The organism is Streptomyces sp. NPDC048185, assembly GCF_043202495.1.
In the GTDB taxonomy this organism is placed as follows: Bacteria; Actinomycetota; Actinomycetes; order Streptomycetales; family Streptomycetaceae; genus Streptomyces.
This window is the reverse complement of the sequence record NZ_JBIDAN010000010.1, coordinates 82,764-108,277: the sequence shown is the minus strand read 5'-3', so window position 1 is coordinate 108,277 and position 25,514 is coordinate 82,764. Positions and strand designations below refer to the sequence as shown.

The 25,514-nt window shown below is 70.4% G+C and carries 21 protein-coding genes and 1 tRNA gene; 17 read left to right on the top strand and 5 right to left on the bottom strand.

What is annotated here, in order from left to right; translation table 11 throughout:
• Positions 1-96 precede the first annotated feature (96 nt).
• Positions 97-1,593, bottom strand: a complete 1,497-nt coding sequence (locus ACGF3H_RS26780) for a cryptochrome/photolyase family protein (RefSeq protein WP_362497043.1) — start codon at positions 1,591-1,593, stop codon at positions 97-99.
• A gap of 317 nt (positions 1,594-1,910) precedes the next feature.
• Between ACGF3H_RS26780 and ACGF3H_RS26775 the strand changes: the two genes are divergently transcribed.
• The 3 genes from ACGF3H_RS26775 to ACGF3H_RS26765 all read left to right on the top strand — a co-directional run bounded on the left by ACGF3H_RS26775 (position 1,911) and on the right by ACGF3H_RS26765 (position 5,014).
• Positions 1,911-3,749 carry a DUF262 domain-containing protein gene (locus ACGF3H_RS26775; protein ID WP_362497040.1) on the top strand — a complete coding sequence of 613 codons (1,839 nt, stop codon included), beginning with the start codon at positions 1,911-1,913 and terminating at the stop codon, positions 3,747-3,749.
• Positions 3,750-3,824: 75 nt separating this feature from the next.
• Positions 3,825-4,442, top strand: a complete 618-nt coding sequence (locus ACGF3H_RS26770) for a hypothetical protein (RefSeq protein WP_362497038.1) — start codon at positions 3,825-3,827, stop codon at positions 4,440-4,442.
• A gap of 200 nt (positions 4,443-4,642) precedes the next feature.
• On the top strand, positions 4,643-5,014 hold the full coding sequence (locus ACGF3H_RS26765) for a hypothetical protein (protein ID WP_362497036.1): 372 nt from the start codon (positions 4,643-4,645) through the stop codon (positions 5,012-5,014).
• A gap of 113 nt (positions 5,015-5,127) precedes the next feature.
• Here ACGF3H_RS26765 and ACGF3H_RS26760 read toward each other — a convergent pair whose 3' ends face one another.
• Positions 5,128-5,562, bottom strand: a complete 435-nt coding sequence (locus ACGF3H_RS26760) for a hypothetical protein (RefSeq protein WP_362497034.1) — start codon at positions 5,560-5,562, stop codon at positions 5,128-5,130.
• A gap of 174 nt (positions 5,563-5,736) precedes the next feature.
• Here ACGF3H_RS26760 and ACGF3H_RS26755 point away from each other — a divergent pair, with 174 nt between their 5' ends.
• Positions 5,737-5,994 carry a hypothetical protein gene (locus ACGF3H_RS26755; RefSeq protein WP_362497031.1) on the top strand — a complete coding sequence of 86 codons (258 nt, stop codon included), beginning with the start codon at positions 5,737-5,739 and terminating at the stop codon, positions 5,992-5,994.
• A 45-nt stretch (positions 5,995-6,039) separates the two neighbouring features.
• On the opposite strand, the gene ACGF3H_RS26750 is transcribed toward ACGF3H_RS26755, so the two are convergent.
• Positions 6,040-6,711 (bottom strand): hypothetical protein, encoded by a 672-nt coding sequence (locus ACGF3H_RS26750; RefSeq protein WP_362497028.1) that lies wholly within the window; start codon positions 6,709-6,711, stop codon positions 6,040-6,042.
• Positions 6,712-8,023: 1,312 nt separating this feature from the next.
• Here ACGF3H_RS26750 and ACGF3H_RS26745 point away from each other — a divergent pair.
• Positions 8,024-8,404 carry a hypothetical protein gene (locus tag ACGF3H_RS26745; RefSeq protein WP_362497026.1) on the top strand — a complete coding sequence of 127 codons (381 nt, stop codon included), beginning with the start codon at positions 8,024-8,026 and terminating at the stop codon, positions 8,402-8,404.
• Between the two features lie 189 nt (positions 8,405-8,593).
• On the opposite strand, the gene ACGF3H_RS26740 is transcribed toward ACGF3H_RS26745, so the two are convergent.
• Positions 8,594-9,541 carry a Shedu immune nuclease family protein gene (locus ACGF3H_RS26740; protein WP_362497024.1) on the bottom strand — a complete coding sequence of 316 codons (948 nt, stop codon included), beginning with the start codon at positions 9,539-9,541 and terminating at the stop codon, positions 8,594-8,596.
• 176 nt (positions 9,542-9,717) lie between these two features.
• Positions 9,718-9,789 (bottom strand) — tRNA-Arg (locus ACGF3H_RS26735).
• 400 nt (positions 9,790-10,189) lie between these two features.
• Here ACGF3H_RS26735 and ACGF3H_RS26730 point away from each other — a divergent pair.
• The 12 genes from ACGF3H_RS26730 to prmC all read left to right on the top strand — a co-directional run bounded on the left by ACGF3H_RS26730 (position 10,190) and on the right by prmC (position 25,503).
• Positions 10,190-10,627, top strand: a complete 438-nt coding sequence (locus ACGF3H_RS26730) for a response regulator (RefSeq protein WP_362497022.1) — start codon at positions 10,190-10,192, stop codon at positions 10,625-10,627.
• 95 nt (positions 10,628-10,722) lie between these two features.
• The gene (gene nrtL / locus ACGF3H_RS26725; RefSeq protein WP_362497019.1) at positions 10,723-11,976 is read left to right on the top strand and encodes an ArgS-related anticodon-binding protein NrtL; all 1,254 of its coding nucleotides are present in this window, start codon (positions 10,723-10,725) and stop codon (positions 11,974-11,976) included.
• Positions 11,977-11,994: 18 nt separating this feature from the next.
• Positions 11,995-13,386, top strand: coding sequence for a diaminopimelate decarboxylase (gene lysA, locus ACGF3H_RS26720; RefSeq protein ID WP_393816538.1), 1,392 nt, complete (start codon positions 11,995-11,997; stop codon positions 13,384-13,386).
• A 150-nt stretch (positions 13,387-13,536) separates the two neighbouring features.
• Positions 13,537-14,829, top strand: coding sequence for a homoserine dehydrogenase (locus ACGF3H_RS26715; RefSeq protein WP_359394212.1), 1,293 nt, complete (start codon positions 13,537-13,539; stop codon positions 14,827-14,829).
• Between the two features lie 6 nt (positions 14,830-14,835).
• The gene (thrC, locus tag ACGF3H_RS26710; RefSeq protein ID WP_362497012.1) at positions 14,836-15,894 is read left to right on the top strand and encodes a threonine synthase; all 1,059 of its coding nucleotides are present in this window, start codon (positions 14,836-14,838) and stop codon (positions 15,892-15,894) included.
• Positions 15,895-16,281: 387 nt separating this feature from the next.
• Positions 16,282-17,211 (top strand): homoserine kinase, encoded by a 930-nt coding sequence (gene thrB / locus ACGF3H_RS26705; RefSeq protein WP_362497009.1) that lies wholly within the window; start codon positions 16,282-16,284, stop codon positions 17,209-17,211.
• A gap of 408 nt (positions 17,212-17,619) precedes the next feature.
• The gene (rho, locus tag ACGF3H_RS26700) at positions 17,620-19,680 is read left to right on the top strand and encodes a transcription termination factor Rho (RefSeq protein ID WP_393816537.1); all 2,061 of its coding nucleotides are present in this window, start codon (positions 17,620-17,622) and stop codon (positions 19,678-19,680) included.
• Between the two features lie 195 nt (positions 19,681-19,875).
• Positions 19,876-21,672 (top strand): trypsin-like serine protease, encoded by a 1,797-nt coding sequence (locus tag ACGF3H_RS26695; RefSeq protein WP_362497004.1) that lies wholly within the window; start codon positions 19,876-19,878, stop codon positions 21,670-21,672.
• A 216-nt stretch (positions 21,673-21,888) separates the two neighbouring features.
• Positions 21,889-23,034 (top strand): LCP family protein, encoded by a 1,146-nt coding sequence (locus ACGF3H_RS26690; RefSeq protein ID WP_362497002.1) that lies wholly within the window; start codon positions 21,889-21,891, stop codon positions 23,032-23,034.
• A gap of 165 nt (positions 23,035-23,199) precedes the next feature.
• Complete coding sequence (rpmE, locus tag ACGF3H_RS26685; protein ID WP_018571447.1) at positions 23,200-23,424, top strand: 50S ribosomal protein L31; 225 nt, start codon at positions 23,200-23,202, stop codon at positions 23,422-23,424.
• Positions 23,425-23,530: 106 nt separating this feature from the next.
• A complete protein-coding gene (prfA, locus tag ACGF3H_RS26680) occupies positions 23,531-24,607 on the top strand; it encodes a peptide chain release factor 1 (RefSeq protein ID WP_361574416.1) in 1,077 nt (358 codons plus the stop codon).
• 50 nt (positions 24,608-24,657) lie between these two features.
• Entirely contained in the window at positions 24,658-25,503 is an 846-nt protein-coding gene (gene prmC / locus ACGF3H_RS26675; protein ID WP_161168806.1) for a peptide chain release factor N(5)-glutamine methyltransferase, read from the top strand.
• The last annotated feature ends 11 nt before the right edge of the window (positions 25,504-25,514 follow it).

The window sequence follows — 25,514 nt, the reverse complement described above, 5'->3', positions numbered from 1 at the left end:
GCTTCGGCTGAGTGCCCCTTTATGGATGCGCCGATCGCCGTCCGGCGGACGGGTTGCCGGGGCGAGGGTCACTCCACCGGCCCAGCAGCAGCCGCCTCATGGCGGTGCGTCACCGCGGTCCCGCTCCCGGCGGCGCACCTCGTCGAGCCCCGCGAGCCCCTCCAGCTGCCGCACCGGCCGGGCGGTGCGGTGGTTGTGGACGAGCCGCTCCCGGTGCCGGTCGAGGAAGGCCCAGTAGCCGCTCGTGTAGGGACAGGCGTGCTCGCCGGTCCGGTCGCCCGGCCGGTAGCGGCACGGCCCGCACAGGTCGCTCATCCGGTGCAGGTAGGCACCGCCGGACGTGTAGGGCTTGGTCGTCATCCGGCCGCCGTCGGCGTACTGGGACATGCCGACGACGTTCGGCACCATCACCCAGTCGTACCCGTCCACGAAGCACCGGTGGAACCAGTCCGTGACCGCGGCCGGGTCCCACCCCCGCTGCAGCGCGTGGCTGCCGAGCACCATCAGCCGGGGGATGTGGTGGGTCCACCCCGTGTCCCGCACCTGCGCCAGCACCGTGCGCAGGCAGCGCGCCTCCACCGCGTCCGCGTCCAGCTCGTTCCACCAGCCGGGCAGCGGGTCGGTGTGCCCGAGGGCGTTCGAGTGGCGGTAGTCCTCGCCGAAGTACCAGTAGAGCTGCCACACGTACTCCCGCCAGCCCGCGATCTGCCGGACGAACCCCTCCACGCTGTTGAGCGGCGCCCGGCCGGCGCGCCACTCCGCCTCGGCCCGCTCGACGCACTCGGCGGGGTCGAGCAGGCCGAGGTTGAGCGAGGACGACAGCAGGCTGTGGCTCATGACCGGGTCGGCGGCGAGCACGGCGTCCTCGTAGGGGCCGAAGGTCGTCAGCCGGTGCGCGAGGAACCGCTTGAGCGCCGCCCGCGCCTCGGCACGGCTCGCGGGGAAGGCGCGCGGCCCGTCCCGGCCCACGAAGGACACGTCGCCGTCGCGCTCCCAGCGGTCCAGGTCGTGGCGCACCTCGTCGTCGATCGCGTCCTCGCGGGGCCGGTAGGGCGGCGGGACGCCGAGGGTGGGGGCGTCACCCGGCGGGGGTTGCCGGTTGTCGTGGTCCAGGTTCCACCGGGCCCCGGCCGGGGCGTCGCCGTCCATCAGCAGGTCGTGGCCCCGGCGCACCCACCGGTAGAAGTCCTCCTGGCGCAGCCGCCCGCCGCCGTGCCCGTCCGCCCACCGCGCGAAGTCGTCCGTCGCCACCAGGAACCCCCGCGCGGGCCCCACCGTGACCTGGGGCAGGGAACGCACCAGCCGAACGGCGGCGTACGAGGTCGGGTGGTGGACGGTGACCGGCCGGTCGCCCGCGGCCCGCGCGAGCCCCTCCCGGTACGTGTCGGCCCGGACGTAGGTCACCCGGTCACCCAGCTCGGCCGCCCGGTGGCGCATGGCGGACAGCACCAGGTGCGCCTTGGCCCGGTGGAAGCGCCGGCGACGGAACACCGAACGGGCCTCGATCATCAGCAGCGGCGCGTCACGACCCGGCCCGCCGTCGCCCGGGGCGAGGAAGTGCGGACCGAGCTGGTCACCGAAGAGCCAGTGCATACCGTGTCCGTCCCTTCTCGCTCACGCCCGCGCCGGCGAGCCCGGCACAGCCCGGATCGTCCAGCTACCGGCACCCGAGGGCCCCTCTCCAGGGACGACGTCCGTCCTGCTCAGCGTAGGCACGGGTGACGAGCCTCCGCACACCACGGAAATGATCGAAAACGCCCCCGGGACGCGCCGCACCCGGGCAGGGTGGAAGCCACACCCGAAGACCGGTCGGAGCGCGGCCGACGTGGACGACCGTCCCGGCCCGCACCCCCGCCCCCGGGCCGGTGACCGAGCGCCGACGGACGCGTTGTGCTGCACAAGGAGGAGAAGTGGCGACCGAGACGTTCAGTATCGACAAGCGGCCCCTGCGGGACCTGCTGCGGCAGGTCGAGGCGGGGAAGATCCAGTTGCCCGAGTTCCAGCGCGGCTGGGTCTGGCCCTGGCCCAACATCGCGAGTCTGCTGGCCTCGGTGTCCCTCAACTACCCGATCGGCACCGTGATGCTGCTCAAGGGCGGCGGAGACGTCCGCTTCAAGTACCGGCCGATCGAGGGAGCGGCCCCCGGCGAACAGGTGCGCCCGGAGTCACTGGTCCTCGACGGCCAGCAGCGCCTCACCTCCCTGTTCCAGTCGCTCGCGATGGACAGCCCCGTGGACACCCAGGACGAACGCAAGCGCAGGGTGGGCGGCTGGTTCTACGTCGACATGGTCAAGGCCCTCGACGAGAACGAGGACCGGGAGGACGCCATCCGCTTCATCCCGTCCTCGCGCAAGGTGGTCAACTTCCGCGGCGAAGTCCTCGAGGACTACTCGACACCGGAGCTGGAGTACAGCCACCGCGTCTTCCCGCTGCGGAGCCTCTTCGACAACTCCTGGGGCGACGGCTTCGCCCGCCACTGGGGCTTCGCACCGGAGGCGATGGAACTCTGGTACGGCTTCCGGGACAGCTTCCTCCACCCCTTCGAGCTCTACCACTTCCCGGTCATCGAACTCGGCAAGGACACCCCGCGCCAGGCCGTGTGCCAGGTCTTCGAGAAGGTCAACACGGGCGGAGTCACCCTCACCGTCTTCGAGTTGCTCACCGCGACGTACGCCGCCGACGAGTTCGACCTGCGCCGGCACTGGCACGAGTGCCGCACCGCCTGGGAGGCGCCCGAGTACGCCATCCTGCGGGAGGTCTCCAACACCGACTTCCTCCAGGCGGTCACCCTCCTCGCCACCGCCGAACGCCGCCGGCAGGAGGAAGAGGCCGGCACGGACGAGGAGCGCCTGCCGCGCATCGGCTGCAAGCGCAAGGACATGCTCGCGCTGAGCCTGGAGGACTACCGCCGCTACGCGCCCGGCGTCGTCGCCGGCTTCAAGGCCGCCGCCAAGTTCCTGCGCCAGCAGTTCGTCTTCGACACCCGCTTCCTCCCGTACGGCACCCAACTCATCCCGCTGGCAGCGATCTTCGCCCTCGCCGGCAAGGAGGCGGAGACCGCCGGGGCACAGGAGAAGCTGGCCCGCTGGTACTGGTGCGGCGTCTTCGGCGAGCTCTACGGCGGCACGACCGAGACCCGGTTCAACCTCGACCTCCCCGACGTCGTCGAATGGATCCGCGGTTCGACCCGCGAACCCCGCACCGTCACCCAGGCCCAGTTCGCGGCGAGCCGCCTGCTCACCCTGCGGACACGGCTGAGCGCCGCGTACAAGGGCATCTACGCGCTCCTGCTCAAGGCGGGCGCCGCGGACTGGCGGACGGGGGAGAAGGCGGAGGTCAGCGTCTACTTCGACGAGGCGATGGACATCCACCACATCTTCCCGCAGGCCTGGTGCCAGAAGAACGGCCACGACCGCGCGGTCTACAACTCCATCGTCAACAAGACCCCGCTGACCGCCCGCACCAACCGCATCATCGGCGGCCACGCACCGTCCGAGTACCTGCACCGCCTGGCCAAGGCGGCCGAGACCAGCCCGGAGGGCGTCGAACAGCGCATCAGGACCCACCTGGCGGACCCCGCCCTGATGCGGTCCGACGACTTCGACGCCTTCTTCGAGCAACGGCGCAGGGTCCTCCAGGACCACATCGCCGCGGCGATGGGCAAGCCGGTGGTGGACGACCACGTCCCGGGCCAGCGAACGGACCCGGACCAGACCACGGCAGTGACTACGGCCCCCTTCGTCAACTGACGTATCTGAGCGACGGATTGACGTCGGCGTGGCGCCACATTGCCATGCCGACAGGGCCGGTGATTGGGTGACCCGGTGCAACCGTCGCTCCCTCACCCCCCGTACGGCCCCAACGGCCAGAACGCCCCCTACCCCCAGGTGGGCCACCAGGCCCAGGCCCACCCGGCGTACACCCAGCCGGCACCCTGGCCCACCGCCCCGCCACCGGCGGCGGCACTGTCCGCCGTGTGGGAACCACGCCCACCGCGCTCGAAGACGGACCGCCGGCTCCGCTACACCCTGACGGTGCTGTACTTCCCGTTCCACGTGGTGCTGTGGCTGGCCATCACGGCCTTCGTCGTGGCCTACGGCCTGGTGATGGAGGTCGTCTGCGGAATCCTCCCCTTCCTGGAACGCCCGGTGATGAACCTCGTGGACCGAACGCTCGGCGTCTTCCCCGCCCGCCCACGCTGGTGGACGTCCTGGAGCGAACTGCGACGCGAGGACGATCCCGCCTTCCACCGGGAGCGCATAGAGAAGCAACTCCGGAAGCAGAAGCCGACACAGCGCACGACGCTCATCTGGACCCACAAGTACCGCTGCGTGGGCGCCCGCGGCCTCCTGGACATCGCGGCCCCGCACGGCTGGACCCTCAGCGAGGGAGCCCCGGCCCGCCTCCGCGAGGGCATCGAACTGTCCCGAACGGCAGGCTGACGCACCCACGATGGCCACGTGCGTTGCTCTCGCTGCGGGGCGTGGGTGAGGCACTCCGGAAGCGGATGACGCGCCGCCGATGCCAGGGCCGGAGAGCCCCGGTTGCGGACCCCGAGGAGGCGAATAACGTGATGAGAGGGGGATCGCTTCGATCGGAGGGGCCACCCGTGAGTACACACAGGAACCGAGCCTGGCGCGGGATGGGAGTCATCACCGCACTCGCCACGACGACCGCCCTCGGCTTCGTCGCTCCGGCTCATGCTCAGTCCACGGCTCAACTCGGCGCGTACGTGGCCGACGGCTGGGGTGGTGGAACCATCACCAGCAGCCCCGCCGGAATCAACTGTCACATTTCGGCGTTCGACCCGTACGCCGGGGACCCGGCGCCCACCCCGACCGGCACGTGCACCGCGACCTTCGTGGTCGGGACGACCGTCCACTTCACCGCCACGGCTGACGCCGGTTCCTACGTCAACTTCCCTCCCGACCCGAATCCGGTCACCATCCGGACCGGCTACAACTTCACGGGAGTGGTGTTCTGCCCGAACGAAGGCCTCTGCTCCGCAGGCTAGCTGGAGGGCAGGCCCGTCCACTCCGCGACGGGCCTGCCCTTGCCCGTGCCTTCCCGAGCTGTGCATATTCGGCGTACGCCCAGCCGGGGCGCGAGCCGGCGCAACGCCGCTTCCTACGCCGTGGCCTTCTGTCGCGTGAACTGCCAGCGAATGTCGGGGTGAGCCGACGCGAGCGCCAGCAGATTCTTACGGAAGCTGTGCTCACTGACGTAGAACTGACCGTGGGCGGTCTCGTTGAGCGCGGTCATGACGAACTCCAGAGCCGCACGCTTCCCGGGATCGGCGGCGATCACGCCGACGTCCACGACGAGCAGTTCAGGCCGATAGACGACGAAGGACCAGGTCTCCTCGGAGTAGAGCAAGCGATCGGGGAACGTCCGCAGCCCCCGGCGCACGATCAGATTCCGCACGGACTGAAGACGCGTCAGCCGCAACCGGTCCTTTCCCTCCCGGTCACGCACAGCAGCATTCCGGATGACGGCGACACCGTCGTTGCGGTCGACGGTGTCCTCGATCCAGTCGAGTGTGCTGGTACGCACGTACACCATGACGGAACCTCCCTGTTAACCATCCCTTAGCGGAAGACAGGGTCGCGAACACGCCGACCACCGGGGCCTCTTCCTCACTTCCCGGCCGCCGTCGATCCCGATGTGATAGCAGCGTGCCGGGCCAGCGACAGCTCCACCTGCACGGGCCGGCGTCCTCTCGGGCAGGATTGCCGCATGACTCGACGAACCGCCTTCGAGGGATTCCGCCTGAGCACGGAGGCGCAGATCAAGACCTTCTGCCATGACACGGTCGCCTCCTGGGCGGAACGGAACCCCGAAGCGTCCATCGGTGACCTTCTTCAGCACTTGGCAGCCGACGCGGCGGCGGCACGCGAGGCGCACATGGCCTACACGATGGAACGCGACGGCCTGACAAGGGAAGAGGTCGCCGTACTGGGCGAGATCAGCTACCGCGACCAGCCCACGCCGTAGACGACCACCCCGAAGACCGAGCCTCACTCCCGGAGGACCCGGTAGCTACTTCCGACCCGGCGTCCACTTCATGCCGAGCCGGTACGCGCGGGAGATCACGTCCTGGACGCCGGGTCCGTCCTTCGGAGTGAACCAGCGCACCTCGCGTCCGATGACGAGTTCGCCCTTCTGACGCTTGATGAGGGCGATGGCGCACGCGTGCGCCTGGGGCGGGCACTCGTCCAGAACCACCCGGAAGCGGTCGCCACGATCCGAGGTCAGGGTCACCACCGCGTCGAGGCCGCGGAAGTCGCCTGACCCCTCGTATATGTAGACGAAGAGCAGAAGCTTCTGGAACTCCGCCTGATGGTCCAGGTTGATGACGAGGTTCTCTCCCACCGCACGGGAGCCGGTCCGATCGTCCGCGTCCAGTGCGACGTACGGGAAGCGATCCACCGCGCCGAACGCGTTCCCCAGGGCCTGGACCACTGTTTTCGTGCCGTCGGTGCAGCGGATCATGCACCCGAGGTCGAGATCCACTTTCCTGGCCGCGGCCGACCGCAGAGATGCCCGGATCCGACCGAAAAGTCCACGGGCGTCGCCGGCCGTGCGCCGGGCGGTGGCCTGCGGCGAGGTCCAGTTGAGGTTGACCTTGATCAGCCCCGACGTCACACCGTGCTTGTGCAGGGAGACCGTGGGCGCGGCCTTCGTCAGGTCTACGGTGGCGAGCTCGGCCATGCGGCACCTTTCGGGACATCCGGGAAAGCGAGGGTGGCCGACGACCTTACAAGGCGGGAACGGCGTTGTGGAGTGACGCCGGGACGATTCCGCGGTCGCTCGATCGAGCGGCTGGAGGCATCTCGGGGCTGTTGCGCTCTCCGGTGCTGACCAGGCAAGAAGCCTGAACTTCGTGTCCGCGAACAGTCCATGACCCGCGCCACAAGACTGCTCCGGGCCGCACTGGCCTGCACATACGCAGTGACCCCGGCCTCAGCGTTTCCGCTGGTGACGGGGTCTTTGGGCACCTCGTGCTGGGTGCCCTCGGTTCGAACCTGCGCACAGGGCTCCGAAGGGCATGCTTAGGCCGATCTAGAAACCACCCGTGACCTGCGGGCCCTTCCCGTCGCGTGCAGCCTTGGGCCGATCTCTATCGCATACCGTGCGCAGAGCGACTCGTCTTCTCAAGAGAGCAGGCGTCACCCTGCCGATGAGCCTCTTGGTCGAACACCGTCCCCGCGGTACCGAGACCTCTACTCCCGCGGCTTGTTGCGCAGGAAGTGGCGTGACACCAGAGCAACCTCAGGCGATCGACACTCATGCAGCACTCACGGGGGCCCTGGCAGTCGTCAGCGGTCGTCGTTGGTCACCCGGTGCCCCCTTCGACGACCCACAGACGGCCCGAGAGCTGACCCTATGCATGCGCTCGACAGATTTACAGCGGGCTCCGCTCGCCACGTCTGAACTGTGACCTTCTCGCTAACTCACGTTCCCCGGAGGACACCCGGGGAATCGCCGTCTCTACGGCCTAGACCGAAAGGGGTTAGGGCTGCCTCGACCTAGGTATCGTCAGCCCCATAGCGACCTGCAGACGAGGGGGAATGTTCGGTGCCAACTGTGGGAAGCGGCAGCGGTCGTGGACAAGCCGGCTTCAACGACAAGACCCGACGGCTCCTTGCCCAGCGTGCGGCCTTTCGCTGCTCGAACCCGAGGTGTGAGGCGCTCACAATCGGGCCCGGCCTCGGTTCGGAAGGTGTCACCGACACGGGCACAGCCGCTCACATCTTTGCCGCTGCGGAAAGGGCCCCGGGGGCCGGCGGCCTGTCGGACGCAGAACGATCCCATATCTCGAATGGTATTTGACTCTGCGCTACCTGCTGTCGCCTAGTGGATTCGAATTCAGGTGGTGCATTCTCGGGATCACTACTGCGGAGCTGGAAAGACCTCCACGAACACCGAACTCGCCTAGAGCAGGGTGGACAAGCTCAGCCCTTCGGCTGGGTCCAAACCCTGGAGGTCTTCAGTCACTACGTCCTGGTGCCCGGAATGCTCCGTGGAGTATCCGGCGGATCTGGCGTGCACCATCACTTGGTTCGATCCGGAACTTCGAAAGGCATTGGTGGATGTCCGGCGTCGGTGGCTGGAGTACCGGGTCGATGGCCGAAGGGTGGCGCTGCCTCCTCGCCCGTACAGGGTTCTGTCGTTCGGATCCGAGTCCTACAATGGACGATTATTCTGCCTGAAGGCATCCTCGGTTCCAGGAATTTCCGAATTCCTCCGGGTCGATCACTGGACCGTACGAACTGTAATCGCCAGCATGCCCATCCTGCTGCCTGACGTGATGTCTGATGTCACCTTCTACGGGGATGACGTCAAGGTTTCATATCGAGAAGGGGTGTTCGAAAAAGAAGAACTCGGACAGATAGCCGTGTGATTCTACGCGCTAGCTGTGGGCGGCAGCACCTATTGGCGCGTGTGGCGGGACGCTCGGGAGTACGAGCTCTCGCCGGACCTTCAGGCTTCCACCCTCGGCCAAGAGGAGGCCATGAACAAGAAGATCGAAAAGGAACTCGACTGGCCCTAGCTGCTGTTTGGCTCGGGGGTAGGGCTGCGCGCCCCCGAGTCATGACAAAGCGCTTAGGAGCATGCGGATCCCCTGAAACAGCTCGTCGTATGTTAGAACGCGAACGTCCTTGAGGGAGGACCGGAATATCTCGAAAGAATGTCGTCCACTTTCGGACATGCCCTCGCTTTCCAAATCGCCGATGAGCACCGTGCATGGAGGGCTGATGGCGCGAAGGTCAGGTGCGGAGAAAGCGAATGTCATGAGTTCGCGTGTAAGGCTCTCCCTGTAGGTCAGAACCTGCACGCAGGAACCTGACAGCTCGCGCGACGGTGCAAATACGTTCGTGCGGTACGGGGAAGGCATCAGGAGCTCGGCTGATGGGGTCTTGATCTCCAAGAGAGCACAGTTCCCTGTGTTCTGGGCCAAGAAGTCAAGAATGTTTCCTCCAGAGTTGGTCACGTTCTTCCCGCCGACGTAACATTTGCTGAGAAGGCTGTACGCCTTGCCTTCCAAAGGGATTGCTAGTACTTCCGGCCGCTCAGCAAAGAAGCGATGCCAGAACTCCTCGCTGGAGTTATTGCGTTCACTCTCCCATACCGCCAAGGCTTCAGCCAGCCGATTAACGGCTGCTCCAGATTCTTCGAATCCGTTGGCGACGCGCTCGAAGTGGGCTTCACGCATGCGCAAGAGCACATCAACGGGGTATGAATCAGGATTCCTGTCCACGAGGACGTGATGGGTGGGGCACAGGACAATGATGTTGTCGCCCAACTCTTCAGCGCTGGGGTGGTCTCCATCCACGTACCTGGGGGCGCCTGGCGCGTACGACGAGATCTGAGCGATCTCCAGCAGGGGAAGCCCGTTGTCCAGCGTCCTGGGGGAGGGGCATCCAGGGAAGGCGCACCGCCCCCCTGCGAGACGCATAGCTCTCCGCATCGCCGCCTGCGAGATTCGTTGGCGTGTCACGGTGGCGATGCGGCGTACTTCCCCGTCCTCAGTGGTCATCTGCCCGATGTTGCCTGAAGAGTCGAACGCGTGTGGGGCGAACCGTGATCTATCGCAGGTCTATCGCGATCAGTGCGCAGCAACGACAAAGAGCGGGACCCAGTGAGACTGGTTCCCGCTCTTCATGCTTGGCATCTGCGCTGGTCAACCGCATGATCTGGCTGGTTGAAGCGAGGTGCCCCCGGCAGGATTCGAACCTGCGCACACGGCTCCGGAGGCCGTTGCTCTATCCCCTGAGCTACGGGGGCGTGTCGGCCGGTGAGCTGTTGCTCGCGGCGACGGGTAGAACACTACCAGCTCGTCCGGGGTGGTCATCAACGGGTTTCTCCTCTCGACGTCCCAGCCGGTGGAGCCCTCGACGACGCCCCGGCATCCCGGCGGCCGGGGCTGCCTGCCTGGGCCCTGCCGCCCGTTCTACCGGCGTCCCGGCGCCCCGGCCGCCGGAGCACCGCCTGTGTCCCCGCCGTCCCGGCGGCGGCACCTGAGTAGGCCCCTCGGCGCCCCTCCCCACCGGAGCCCCCGACTCCCACCCCACCGGCGCCGCAACCGGAGCCCCGGCGTTCAAGGCCGGCACCCCCGCGCCCCCCGGTCGGGGTGGAAGTCGGGAAACGCCGGACGCGGTGGCGGGGCCCGACCTACTCTCGAGTTGTGCCTAGGGCGTCTGGCCGAGTTCTTGTTGTGGACGACAACAAGGTCATCCGGCAGCTGATCAGGGTCAATCTCGAGCTGGAGGGCTTCGAGGTCGTGACCGCGGCCGATGGTGTCGAGTGTCTGGAAGTGATCCATCAGGTGCGGCCAGACGCCGTCACGCTGGACGTGGTCATGCCGCGGCTGGACGGGCTCCGGACCGCCGCGCGGCTGCGTGCGGATCCACGGACCCGGGACCTTCCTCTCGCCATCGTCAGTGCCACCTCCCAGTACGAGGCCGGCGCAGGGGGCGAGGCCGCTGTCGACGCCTTCCTGTCCAAGCCCTTCGAGCCCGCCGAGCTCGTCGCCCTCGTACGGCAGTTGGTCGACGGGCGCAGCGGTGTCTTCGGCGCCGCGGGGGAGAGCGAGGCGTCCGCTCAGGCCGAGTCGGCCGGGTAGTCCGTCCGCACCGTTGAGGCGGGCTGCCGTCCACATCCCGGGATTGCCGATAACCGGTTCGCTTACCCACCCCCCTCCTCCCATACGCTTGACCCGTGACTCCCGTAGAGCTCTCCCGCACCGTGCTGCACGCGGTGCGTCGCGCCGTCGACGCGGGTGAGCTCCGGGTGGCCGTGCCCGAGCGGGCCGTCGTCGCTCCGCCGGGGCCCGGCGGGTGCGGCGACTACGCCACCAACATCGCCCTCCAGCTCGCCCGGCCGGCCGGGCAGCCCCCTCGCCGTGTCGCCGAGGTGCTGCGGCCGTATCTCGTCGACGTCGACGGCATCGCGGACGTCGTCCTCACCGGGCCCGGCTTCCTCAACATCAGCCTCCACGGCACCGCCCCCGTCGCCCTCGTCGAGGAGATCCTGCGGCGCGGGAAGCGCTACGGGTACGCGGACGCCCCCGACGGCCGGGTCGTGCAGCTGCACTGCCCCCACGACCTGCGTGCCGTCGTCGTCGCCGAGGCCGCCGCCCGCCTCCTCCGCTCCCAGGGCGCCCTCGTGCGGACGAGCTGCGCGGCCGCCCCCGACCCCGAGTGGACCGCCGCCCTCGGAGTGCGCGTCGACGCCGCCGGGCCGGCGCCCGCGGAGCTCGCCGTGAACGTCCGGCCCGTCCCCGCCCCCGGCGAGCCCGACCCCCTCCGCCTCGGTCGCGACGCCGGTCGCTGGGCGCTGCTCCACCCCGCCCCGCACGACCGGCCCCGCACCGGCGACGAGCACCTCGTCCAGCGCGAGAGCAACCCGCTCTTCCGCGTCCGGTACGCCCACGCCCGCACCCGCGCGCTCACCCGGAACGCCGCCGACCTGGGCTTCACCGCGGCCCCGGGGGCCCTCGCCGAGCCGGTCGGCCTCAGCACCGCCCTCTCCGATGTCACCGCGGGCCCCGCCGAGCCGGGCCCCCTCGCCGGCGTCGGCCCCGGTACCGTGCCCGGCCCCGGCACCGAGCCCGCCGGTCCCGCCGCGGCCCCCGCCGCGACCCTCGCCGTACCGGCCCCGGCAGTGCCCCCCACCGCCCCCGGCCGCCCCGCGGCCCTCGCCCCCCTCCCCGCGGACCCCCTCCTCACCGCCCTGGCCGACCACCCCCGCGTCCTCGCCGCCGCGGCCGAGCACCGCGCCCCCGACCGGCTCGCCCGGCATCTCGTCACCGTCGCCGACGCCGCGCTGCCCTTCCTGCCGGCCGTGCTCCCGCGCGGGGCGGAGAAACCCTCGGCCGCCCACCGCGCCCGGCTCGCGCTCGCCGAAGCCGCCGGGGCGGTGCTGGCCGGCGGCCTGTCCCTGCTCGGTATCGACGCACCCGACCATCTCTGAGAGAGCTCTGAAGACGCCATGAGCCGTTCCGCCCACCCCGCCGGGCCCCGTCACGCCGACGTCCTCCCCGAGGGCCACTACTCCGCGCCGCCCGCCGACCTCAACGCCCTCGACCCCAAGGTGTGGGCGCAGACCGTCACCCGCGACGCGGACGGTGCCGTCACCGTCGGCGGGATCGCCGTCACCCGGCTCGCCGAGGAGTACGGCACGCCCGCCTACGTGCTTGACGAGACCGACTTCCGGGCCCGGGCGCGGGCCTGGCGCACCGCCTTCGGCGCCGACGCCGACGTCTTCTACGCGGGCAAGGCCTTCCTGTCCCGGGCCGTCGTGCGGTGGCTGGACGAGGAGGGGCTGAACCTCGACGTGTGCTCCGGCGGTGAGCTGGCCACCGCGCTGTCCGCGGGGATGCCCGCCGACCGCATCGCCTTCCACGGCAACAACAAGAGCGAGAGCGAGATCCGGCGGGCCGTCGAGGCCGGTGTCGGGCGGATCGTGCTCGACTCGTTCCAGGAGATCGTCCGCGTCGCCCACGTCGCGCAGGAGCTCGGCAGGCGCCAGCGCGTGCAGATCCGGATCACCGTCGGCGTCGAGGCCCACACGCACGAGCTCATCGCCACCGCCCACGAGGACCAGAAGTTCGGCATCCCGCTGGCCGGCGGGCAGGCCGCCGAGGCCGTGCGGCGGGCGCTGCAGCTCGACGGGCTGGAGGTCATCGGGATCCACTCCCACATCGGGTCGCAGATCTTCGACATGTCGGGCTTCGAGGTCGCCGCGCACCGCGTCGTCGGGCTGCTGAAGGACATCCGCGACGAGCACGGTGTCGAGCTGCCCGAGATCGACCTCGGCGGCGGCCTCGGGATCGCGTACACCAGCGACGACGACCCCCGCGAGCCGCACGAGATCGCCAAGGCGCTGACCGAGATCGTGACGCGGGAGTGCGAGGCCGCCCGGCTGGCCACCCCCCGTATCTCCGTCGAGCCCGGGCGGGCCATCGTCGGGCCCACCGCCTTCACGCTCTACGAGGTCGGCACCATCAAGCCGCTGGAGGCGCTGCGCACGTACGTCTCCGTCGACGGCGGCATGTCGGACAACATCCGCACCGCGCTGTACGACGCCGAGTACAGCGTCGCCCTCGTCTCCCGCGCCTCCGACGCGGAGCCCATGCTCGTCCGGGTCGTCGGCAAGCACTGCGAGAGCGGTGACATCGTGGTCAAGGACGCCTTCCTGCCGGGCGACCTGGCACCGGGTGACCTCATCGCCGTGCCCGCCACCGGGGCGTACTGCCGGTCCATGGCCAGCAACTACAACCACGTGCTGCGGCCGCCCGTCGTGGCCGTGCGGGACGGTGAGGCACGCGTCATCGTCCGGCGGGAGACCGAGGAGGACCTGCTCCGTCTCGACGTCGGCTGAGTCGCGGGGCAGGGGGCGACGGGAAGATCTTCCGCCCGGCACCCCTGCGAAAATGAAATATATGTCTCACGATCCGGACGAAAGGAAGAAAATCGCGTCCGGTGCGTGAGACTGGTCCAACCGTAGAAGGTATGAAGGAAACGAGGTCGGATGATGCGTACGCGTCCGCTGAAGGTGGCGCTGCTGGGCTGTGGAGTGGTCGGCTCAGAGGTGGCGCGCATCATGACGACGCACGCCGACGACCTCGCCGCCCGCATCGGGGCCCCGGTGGAGCTCGCCGGGGTCGCCGTACGCCGGCCCGACAAGGTGCGTGAGGGCATCGACCCCGCCCTGGTCACCACCGACGCCACCGCCCTCGTCAAGCGCGGGGACATCGACGTGGTCGTGGAGGTCATCGGCGGCATCGAGCCCGCCCGGACCCTCATCACCACGGCCTTCGAGCACGGCGCCTCCGTCGTCTCCGCCAACAAGGCGCTCCTCGCCCAGGACGGCGCCGCCCTGCACGCCGCGGCGGACGCGAACGGCAAGGACCTCTACTACGAGGCCGCCGTCGCCGGCGCCATCCCGCTGATCCGGCCGCTGCGCGAGTCCCTCGCCGGCGACAAGGTCAACCGGGTGCTCGGCATCGTCAACGGGACGACCAACTTCATCCTCGACGCCATGGACACCACCGGCGCCGGGTACCAGGAGGCCCTGGACGAGGCCACCGCCCTCGGGTACGCCGAGGCCGACCCGACCGCCGACGTCGAGGGCTTCGACGCCGCCGCCAAGGCCGCCATCCTGGCCGGGATCGCCTTCCACACGCGGGTGCGCCTCGACGACGTCCACCGCGAGGGCATGACCGAGGTCACCGCCGCCGACTTCGCCTCCGCCAAGGAGATGGGCTGCACCATCAAACTGCTCGCCATCTGCGAGCGGGCCGCGGACGGCGCGTCGGTCACCGCGCGCGTCCATCCCGCGATGATCCCGCTCAGCCATCCGCTGGCGAGCGTGCGCGGGGCCTATAACGCCGTCTTCGTGGAGTCCGAGGCGGCCGGGCAGCTCATGTTCTACGGGCCCGGCGCCGGCGGTTCGCCGACCGCGTCCGCCGTGCTCGGCGACCTCGTCGCCGTCTGCCGCAACCGGATCGGCGGCGCCACCGGGCCCGGCGAGTCCGCCTATGCCGCACTGCCCGTCTCGCCGATGGGCGACGTCGTCACGCGCTACCACATCAGCCTCGACGTCGCCGACAAACCGGGCGTCCTCGCCCAGGTGGCGACCGTGTTCGCCGAGCACGGTGTCTCCATCGACACCGTCCGGCAGTCGGGCAAGGACGGCGAGGCCTCCCTCGTCGTCGTCACCCACCGAGCGTCCGACGCCGCCCTCGGCGGTACGGTCGAGGCGCTGCGCAAGCTCGACACCGTGCGGGGTGTCGCCAGCATCATGCGGGTTGAAGGAGAGTAACCAGCAATGACCCACCAGTGGCGCGGAATCATCGAGGAGTACCGGGACAGGCTGCCGGTCTCCGACAGCACGCCGGTCGTGACGCTCCGTGAGGGCGGCACGCCGCTCGTGCCCGCGCAGGTGCTCTCCGAGCGCACGGGCTGCGAGGTCCACCTCAAGGTGGAGGGTGCGAACCCGACCGGGTCCTTCAAGGACCGCGGCATGACCATGGCCATCAGCAAGGCCAAGGAGGAGGGTGCGCAGGCCGTCATCTGCGCGTCCACGGGCAACACGTCCGCCTCCGCCGCCGCGTACGGCGTGCGGGCCGGGATGGTCTCCGCCGTCCTCGTGCCGCAGGGCAAGATCGCGCTCGGCAAGATGGGCCAGGCCCTCGTGCACGGCGCGAAGATCCTCCAGGTCGACGGCAACTTCGACGACTGCCTCACGCTGGCGCGCGCGCTCAGCGACAACTACCCCGTGGCGCTGGTCAATTCGGTCAACCCGGTGCGTATCGAGGGGCAGAAGACGGCCGCCTTCGAGATCGTGGACATGCTCGGCGACGCGCCCGACATCCACGTCCTGCCGGTGGGCAACGCGGGCAACATCACCGCGTACTGGAAGGGCTACAAGGAGTACTCCGCGGACAAGGTCAGCACGAAGGCGCCGCGCATGTGGGGCTTCCAGGCCTCCGGCAGCGCCCCGATCGTGCGCGGCGAGGTCGTCAAGGACCCGTCGACCATCGCCACCGCCATCCGCATCGGCAACCCCGCCTCGTGGGACTTCGCACTCGCCGCGCGGGACGAGTCCGGCGGCGCCATCGACGAGGTGACGGACCGTGAGATCCTGCGCGCCTACCGGCTGTTGGCGTCCCAGGAGGGCGTCTTCGTCGAGCCCGCGTCCGCCGCGTCGGTGGCCGGTCTGCTGAAGGCCGCCGAGCAGGGCAAGGTCGACCCCGGCCAGCGCATCGTGTGCACCGTCACCGGCAACGGCCTGAAGGACCCCGACTGGGCCGTCGCCGGCGCCCCCCAGCCGGTCACCGTCCCGGTCGACGCGGCCACCGCGGCCGAGCGCCTCGGCCTCGTCTGAGAGCGCGCCCGGCCGGGCGCGCGCCAGGCACTCGGCGGGGCGGCCGGGCCGCCCCGCCGACGAGGAAAAGCGCCCCTCCCACCGGCGCGAACGGGCGTAAGCGACGCCCGAGCGGGAAAGCACTGAACGGGGGGTGCACAGGGGGCTTACGACACGCATCGTGCGCCTCCTGTGCGCCCTGTGTCGCCACAGAACCTTCCTTCGATAGGCTGTACCGAACCCGCCCGCCGCATATGCCGCGGTACCGCGCTGTCTCCGCGGTCGGCAAGCGGCAGCGGTGCGGTCGCCCGTTCGGCAGGAAGCGGCGGCCCCGGAGTTCCTGTACGTCACCGAATGCCGATCGAACGTCATTCGACCACCACGCAGCTCAAGGAGAGTCATCGAGCGATGGCCGGTCCAGCGTTCCGCGCCGCCGCCGTCCGGGTGCGCGTCCCCGCCACCAGCGCCAACCTCGGCCCGGGCTTCGACGCCCTCGGCCTCGCGCTGGGCTTGTACGACGACGTGGTCGTCCGGGTGGCCGACTCCGGGCTGCACATCGACATCGCGGGTGAGGGCAGCGAGACGCTGCCGCGCGACGAGAAGCACCTGCTCGTCCGCTCCCTGCGCACCGCCTTCGACCTCCTCGGCGGACAGCCGCGCGGTCTGGAGATCGTCTGTGCCAACCGCATCCCGCACGGCCGCGGCCTCGGCTCCTCCTCCGCCGCCATCTGCGCCGGCATCGTCGCCGCGCGCGCGGTGACCATAGGCGGCGAGGCCCGCCTCGACGACGCCGCGCTGCTCGACCTCGCCACCGAGATCGAGGGCCATCCGGACAACGTGGCGGCCTGTCTGCTGGGCGGCTTCACCCTGTCCTGGATGGAGGCCGGCGCTGCCCGGGCCATCAGGATGGACCCCTCCGATTCCATCGTTCCGGTGGTTTTCGTACCCGGAAAGCCGGTCCTGACCGAGACCGCGCGCGGGCTCCTCCCGCGCACCGTGCCGCACGTCGACGCCGCCGCCAACGCGGGCCGCGCCGCCCTGCTCGTCGAGGCCCTGACCAGGCGCCCCGAGCTGCTGCTCCCGGCCACCGAGGACCGGCTCCACCAGGAGTACCGCGCGCCGGCCATGCCGGAGAGCGCCGCCCTGGTGGAGCGGCTGCGCGGCGACGGCATCCCGGCGGTCATCTCCGGCGCGGGCCCCACGGTGATGGCGCTGGCCGACGCCGGCACGGCCGACAAGGTCGAGGCGCTGGCGGGCACGGACTGGGCGGCCAACCGGCTGAGCCTGGACCAGCGGGGCGCGAGCGTCCTGCCACTGGCGACGTCCGGTGACCTCTAGACGCGGACGGTTGCCGGATTTCGAGAGGGGGAATGTTTGTTGGATCCGGTAGTGTTAATCTCAAGTCTGCACCCGACCCCACCATGGCGAGGTGCCTCGTGTCCCCGTCCGGGACAGACATTCTTCCGGGAGCCCCCCAAGCCGCATTGTGTGCTCGACGTCGTACGTCAGTACGGCCGACACGGACACTGAGCGGCCCGCCGGGCACGCTTCGGAACCGGTGCGACCACACCGCGTGACACAGACACTGGGTGCCACGGCCAGGGGGCGCGCCATCACCAGATATTTCTTCCGCCGATTGGGCGGACCACCGCCCCGGCACGGTTCACACAGCAAGGACCGAAGCCGGACAGCACAAACGGTCGCCGAGCCAGACAGGCCGACGTCCGCTCCAGGGAAGGACCCTTCGTGAGCGACACCACCGATCTGATGGGCGCACGTGTCGAGGAGACCGCTGCCGCGCCCGCCACGGACGCCTCCGCGCCTGCCACCGGTGCCGGCTCCCGGCGGCGCCGCGGTACCGGCCTCGAGGGCATGGTGCTGGCCGAGCTGCAGCAGGTCGCATCCGGCCTCGGCATCAGGGGCACCGCGCGGATGCGCAAGAGCCAGCTGATCGAGGTCATCAAGGAGGCGCAGGCCGCGGGGGGCGCCCCCGCCAAGGCCGCGCCCGCCGCGGACGCCGCCGGCGAGACCAAGCCGAAGCGCCGCGCCACCTCCCGAACCCGGACGGGCGAGGAGAACGCCACCGCCGAGAAGGCGGCGAAGGCCGGCAAGGCCGAGAAGAAGGCCGACAAGACGGCCGCCGACCAGGCCGTGGCCCAGCAGCAGATCGACATCCCCGGCCAGCCGTCCCCGAAGGTCTCGGCCTCCGCCGACCAGTCGGGCGCCCCCGCCGACGACGCCCCCTCCGAGCGCCGCCGTCGCCGGGCCACCGCCGACGCCGGCAGCCCGGCCGGCGCCACCGACACGGCCGTCGCCGAGGTCAAGAGCGAGCCGCGCAACGACTCGTCCGCGCAGCAGTCGCAGCAGAACCAGGGCGACGCGCGCGGCGACGCCGGTGACGGCGGCGAGGGCCGCCGCCGCGACCGTGACCGCGGGCGTGACCGTGACCGCGGGCGTGACCGCGACCGCCGTGGCAAGGGCGACGACCAGCAGAACCAGGGCGGCGGTCAGCGCCAGCAGGGCGGCGGACGCCAGGACCGCCAGCAGCGGCCCGACGAGGACGGGGACGACTTCGACGGCGGCCGCCGCGGCCGTCGCGGCCGCTACCGGGACCGCCGGGGCCGCCGCGGGCGCGACGAGGTCCAGGAGCCGCAGATCACCGAGGACGACGTCCTGATCCCGGTCGCGGGCATCCTCGACATCCTCGACAACTACGCGTTCATCCGGACCTCCGGCTACCTGCCCGGCCCGAACGACGTGTACGTCTCCCTCGCCCAGGTCCGCAAGAACGGCCTGCGCAAGGGCGACCACCTCACCGGTGCGGTGCGGCAGCCGAAGGAAGGCGAGCGGCGCGAGAAGTTCAACGCGCTGGTCCGCCTGGACTCGGTCAACGGCATGGCGCCCGAACACGGCCGCGGGCGGCCGGAGTTCAACAAGCTGACGCCGCTGTACCCGCAGGACCGCCTCCGCCTGGAGACGGACCTCGGCGTGCTCACCACCCGCATCATCGACCTCGTCTCGCCCATCGGCAAGGGCCAGCGCGGTCTGATCGTGGCCCCGCCGAAGACCGGCAAGACCATGATCATGCAGGCGGTCGCCAACGCGATCACCCACAACAACCCCGAGTGCCACCTGATGGTCGTCCTCGTCGACGAGCGTCCGGAAGAGGTCACCGACATGCAGCGGTCGGTGAAGGGCGAGGTCATCTCCTCGACCTTCGACCGCCCCGCCGAGGACCACACCACGGTCGCCGAGCTCGCCATCGAGCGCGCCAAGCGACTGGTGGAGCTGGGTCACGACGTCGTCGTGCTGCTCGACTCGATCACGCGTCTGGGCCGTGCGTACAACCTCGCCGCCCCGGCCTCCGGCCGCATCCTGTCCGGTGGTGTCGACTCGACCGCCCTGTACCCGCCGAAGCGCTTCTTCGGTGCGGCCCGCAACATCGAGGACGGCGGCTCGCTGACCATCCTCGCCACCGCCCTGGTGGACACCGGGTCCCGCATGGACGAGGTGATCTTCGAGGAGTTCAAGGGCACCGGCAACATGGAGCTCAAGCTCGACCGGAAGCTCGCCGACAAGCGCATCTTCCCGGCGGTGGACGTCGACGCGTCCGGCACCCGCAAGGAAGAGATCCTGCTCGGCAGCGACGAGCTGGCCATCGTCTGGAAGCTGCGCCGGGTGCTGCACGCGCTCGACTCGCAGCAGGCGATCGAACTGCTCCTCGACAAGATGAAGCAGACGAAGTCGAACGCCGAGTTCCTGCTGCAGATCCAGAAGACGACTCCGACGCCGGGCAACGGCGACTGACGTCTTCGCACCACCGCGGAGAACGCCGCGGACAACGCACAGAGCCGCCCCCGTCACACCCGTGACGGGGGCGGCTCTGTGCGTTGTCTGTGAACAGGTGTACGATCACGCCCTCGCGAGTGCCCGGCGTCCGGGGGGACCAACGGACGTCACACGGCTCGCTTCCCGAATCTCTCATCTCCTGGGGGGACTTGAGTGCCTACATCCCTGCCCGCGTCCGCACGGCGCCGTCACAGACGCGGGACGCGTCTCGCGCTGCCCACGCTCGCCGCGGGCCTGGCCGGCCTCGTGGCCGCCACGCTGACGACGTCGCCCGCCATCGCCGCGCCCACCGTGCCGGACCCGTCGGTCCGGCCCGCCGCGAGGACGGTGCCGCAGGCCGAGCTGGAGCGCCGCATCGCGGGCGCCGTGGCCGGCGACGACAAGCCCGGCGACCGCACGGGCCGCGCCCAGCGCGGCGACACCACCGGCAGCGCCGCACCCATCGACCCGAAGATCATCGGCGGTACCCAGACCGGCATCTCCACCGCCCCGTGGATGGCCCAGCTCTGGTACTACGACGACCGCGGCACCACCGCCGAGAGCGACGACATCGGCTTCTTCTGCGGCGGCGCCGTCGTCGCACCGACGAAGATCCTCACCGCCGCGCACTGCGTCAAGGGCTACAACTGGAACGCCAACGGCGCCGTCGTCACCGGCACCGCGCAGCTGGCCACGGACGCCGACCTGCACGGCGGCACCGTGTCCGGCGTGTGGCGGCAGTGGAACCACCCGTCGTTCAACGCGGTGACCCTCGACAACGACATGGCCCTGCTGACCCTGCCGAACCCGGTCACGGCCAAGCCGATCCCGATGACGACGTCCGGCGACACGGCCTCCTACCAGGCCGGCACCAGCGCCAAGGTCTACGGCTGGGGCCGCACCAGCTCCACCTCCGACGACATCTCCGAGGTCCTGAAGACCGCCACGCTGCCCGTCCAGTCGGACGGCACCTGCGCCGCCGCCTGGGGCGCCGACTACGTCAAGGGCCACATGGTCTGCGCCGGCACGCCGGCCACCGGGTCCGACGCGGGCACCGTCACGCCGTGCAACGGCGACTCCGGCGGCCCCCTGGTCGTCGGCGGCCGCATCGTCGGCGTCGTCTCCTGGGGCGTGGAGGACTGCGTCGCGAAGGGCGCGTACGGCGTCTTCTCCAAGGTCAGCACCTACGCCGGCACCACCTACCCGCGCGTGGACGACACCGACCTCAACGGCGACGGGCGGGCCGACCTGTGGCTGCGCCAGGCGTCCAACAAGGTGGGCTACTCCCAGAACTCCAAGGGCACGTCCTTCGCCGCCCGCGAGACCTGGGGCAACTGGAACGGCGTCAACCTCGTCGTCCAGGCCGACCTCGACCGGGACGGCTACCAGGACCTCGTCAGCCGGGACATCGACGGCAGCCTGGTCTGGTCGCACTACCAGCCCTCCACCCAGTCCTGGGCGCACAAGACCCTCGCCACCGGCTGGGGCAGCCGCAAGCAGATCCTCGTGCCGGGCGACCTGACCGGCGACACCCTGGCCGACCTGCTCTCGCTGGACTCCGCGAACACCCTGCTGCTCTACCCGGGCCGCGGCAACGGCACCTTCGGCAGCCCGATCAAGGTGACCACCGGTTTCTCCGCCTACAACCAGCTCCGCGGCCACGGCGACTTCACCGGTGACGGCAAGGCGGACCTGCTCGCCCGCGCCGGCAACGGCGACCTCTACCTGTACCCGGGCCGCGGGACGGCCTCCGGAGCCTTCTCCACCCGCATCAAGCTGCGCGCCTGGCCCGAGGTCAAGAGCGTCGTCTCGCCCGGCGACGTGACCGGCGACGGCAAGGCCGACGTCCTGGCCGTCACCAAGGCCGGGAACATGTACCTCTACGCCGGTACCGGAAAGGCCGGCACCGCGATCTTCGCCACAGCCGTGAAGACCGGCAGCGGTTACGGCGCGTACGACATCATCGGCTGAAACCGCAGGTGACCGCCCTGCCGGCGGTCGACGAGGCGACTCTCTGTGCCCGGCGCGACACGCGCCGGGCACAGTGCGTTGTGCAACCCTGTCCCGAGTTCCGCCGTCCCGCGTACGGGGGGACGATGGTGAGGTACCGGTGGACAACCGCCGGAGCCGCACCGACCCGACCCTGAGCACAGGGGGTAAGCCGACCGGACGAGAACCGAGGAGCACATGTCCGCCGAGAGCACGCCGGATCCCGCCATACCCGGCCCCGGAGAGTCCCGCGACGACGGGTCCCGCCGCCGGGGCAAGGGACGCCGCCGCAAGCCCCGTGACAGACGGCGCAAGGCGCTGCTCGCCATGGCCTGGACCGCCGCGGGCATCGTGGTCCTGGGCGGCACCGGCGCCGGAGTCCTGTACTTCAAGCTCAACGGCAACCTCACGAGCGTCGACATCGACCAGGCCCTCGGCACCGACCGGCCCGAGAAGGCCGACAACGGCTCCGAGAACATCCTCGTCCTCGGCTCGGACACCCGCTCCGGCGGCAACAAGCAGCTCGGCGGCGGCACCGACGACGGCACCGCCCGCTCCGACACGGCGATGGTCGTGCACGTCCACAAGGGCCACAAGAAGGCCAGCGTGGTCTCCATCCCCCGCGACACCCTCATCGACCGGCCCGAGTGCACCGGCACCGACGGCGACGAGCACCCCGCCGCGACGGACGTGATGTTCAACTCCGCCTACTCCACCGGCGGCGCCGCCTGCGCCGTGAAGACCGTCGAGTCGGTCAGCGGACTGCGCATGGACCACTACCTCGAGGTCGACTTCAGCGGCTTCCAGCAGCTCATCGACGACCTCGGCGGCGTCCAGGTCACCACCACCGAGGACATCAAGGACCCCGACAGTCACCTCGACCTGGAGGCCGGCACCCACCGGCTCGACGGCGAGCAGTCCCTCGGCCTGGTCCGCACCCGGCACGGCGTCGGCGACGGCTCCGACCTCGGCCGCATCCAGCTCCAGCAGGCCTTCGTCAAGGCCCTGGTCGACCAGGTCAAGGACATCGGCCTGCTCGGCAACCCCAAGAAGCTGTACGACATCGCCGACACCGCCACCAAGACCGTCACCACCGACTCCGACCTGGGCTCGGTGAACTCCCTGATGTCCTTCGCGAGCGGCCTCAAGGGCATCGGCCCCGGCGCCATGCACATGGTCACCATGCCGGTGATCTACGACCCCGCCGACGGCAACCGCGTCCTCGTCGAGGAGGCCAAGGCCCGGCAGGTGTGGGACGCGCTGCGCGACGACCGGCCGATCCCGGCGAGCGCGACCGAGGGCACGGCCGGCGGCCAGGCCGAGGACGTCGTCTCGGCGTCCTGAGCCGCCCGGCACCCCGAAGGCGCCGACGGCACCCGCGGAATAGATCCCGCCGCCCCCCGGTTTTGGGAGATGCGGCCGGTCCTGGCAGACTGGTACGTCGGCCCCGGTTCACGCTCCCGCATCCCGCGGCGGCGACCCGGCGCCCTCCCGAACCTAGGAGACACCTTGAAGCGCGACATCCACCCCGAGTACGTCGAGACGCAGGTCAGCTGCACCTGTGGCGCGTCGTTCACCACCCGCAGCACCATCGACTCCGGCACCATCCGGGCCGAGGTCTGCTCCGAGTGCCACCCGTTCTACACGGGCAAGCAGAAGATCCTCGACACCGGTGGCCGCGTGGCCCGCTTCGAGGCCCGCTTCGGCAAGGCTGCCGCCGGCTCCAAGAAGTAGCGAGCCACCGATCGCCGGTCCACGGCCGCACCCCCGGGCGGGGGGCGCCGGGACCGGCGTTTTTGGTCGCCCGCCTTCCCCTTCACCGCAGTAGCAGGAGCCCAAGATGTTCGAGGCCGTCGAGGAACTCGTCGCCGAGCACGCCGACCTGGAGAAGAAGCTCGCCGACCCGTCGGTCCACTCCGACCAGGCCAACGCGCGCAAGCTGAACAAGCGTTACGCCGAGCTCACCCCGATCGTCGCCACGTTCCGCTCCTGGAAGCAGACCGGTGACGACATCGAGACCGCGCGCGAACTCGCGGCCGACGACCCGGACTTCGCCGCCGAGGTCAAGGAGCTGGACAAGCAGCGCGAGGAGCTCACGGAGAAGCTGCGCCTGCTGCTCGTCCCGCGCGACCCCAGCGACGACAAGGACGTCATCCTGGAGATCAAGGCCGGTGCGGGCGGCGACGAGTCGGCGCTGTTCGCCGGCGACCTGCTGCGGATGTACCTGCGCTACGCCGAGCGGGTCGGCTGGAAGACCGAGATCATCGACGCCACCGAGTCCGAGCTGGGCGGCTACAAGGACGTCCAGGTCGCCGTGAAGACCAAGGGCGGCCAGGGCGCCACCGAGCCCGGCCAGGGCGTCTGGGCCCGGCTGAAGTACGAGGGCGGCGTGCACCGCGTGCAGCGCGTGCCCGCGACCGAGTCCCAGGGGCGCATCCACACCTCCGCGGCCGGCGTGCTCGTCACGCCCGAGGCCGAGGAGATCGACGTCGAGATCAACCCCAACGACCTGCGCATCGACGTCTACCGCTCCTCCGGACCCGGCGGCCAGTCGGTCAACACCACCGACTCCGCCGTGCGCATCACGCACATCCCGACCGGAGTCGTCGCCTCCTGCCAGAACGAGAAGAGCCAGCTGCAGAACAAGGAGCAGGCGATGCGTATCCTGCGCTCCAGGCTGCTCGCGGCGGCACAGGAGGAGGCGGAGAAGGAGGCCGCGGACGCCCGTCGCAGCCAGGTCCGTACCGTCGACCGCTCCGAGAAGATCCGCACGTACAACTTCCCGGAGAACCGCATCTCGGACCACCGCGTCGGCTTCAAGGCGTACAACCTGGACCAGGTCCTGGACGGCGACCTCGACTCGGTGATCCAGGCCTGCGTCGACGCGGACTCGGCGGCCAAGCTGGCCGCCGCCTAAGCACCCCGCACCACCCGCACCGGACCACAGCTCAGCCCCGGAGGACCAGCGTGAACCTGCTGCTCGCGGAGGTGGCCCAGGCCACCCAGCGGCTGGCCGACGCCGGCGTGCCCTCGCCGCGCACCGACGCGGAGGAGCTCGCCGCGTACCTGCACGGCGTCAAGCGGGGCGAGCTGCACACCGTGCCGGACGCGGACTTCGACGCCCGGTACTGGGAGGTCGTCGCCCGCCGCGAGGCCCGCGAACCGCTCCAGCACATCACCGGCCGCGCCTACTTCCGCTACCTGGAGCTCCAGGTCGGCCCCGGCGTCTTCGTGCCCCGCCCCGAGACCGAGTCGGTCGTCGGCTGGGCCATAGACGCCGTGCGCGCCATGGACGTCGTCGAGCCGTGCATCGTCGACCTGTGCACCGGCTCGGGCGCCATCGCGCTCGCGCTCGCCCAGGAGGTGCCCCGCTCGCGCGTGTACGCCGTGGAGCTGTCCGAGGACGCCCTGGTGTGGACCCGCAAGAACATGGAGGGGTCCAGGGTCGAGCTGCGCCAGGGCGACGCCCTGACCGCCTTCCCGGACCTCGACGGCCAGGTCGACCTGGTGGTGTCCAACCCGCCGTACATCCCGCTCACCGAGTGGGAGTACGTCGCCCCCGAGGCCCGCGACCACGATCCGCAGATGGCCCTGTTCTCCGGCGAGGACGGCCTCGACCTGATCCGCGGCCTCGAACGCACCGCGCACCGCCTGCTGCGCCCCGGCGGCGTCGTCGTCGTGGAGCACGCCGACACCCAGGGCGGCCAGGTGCCGTGGATCTTCACCGAGGAGCGGGGCTGGGCCGACGCGGCCGACCACCCCGACCTCAACAAGCGCCCCCGCTTCGCGACCGCCCGCAAGGCGCTGCCGTGAACACCCTGATG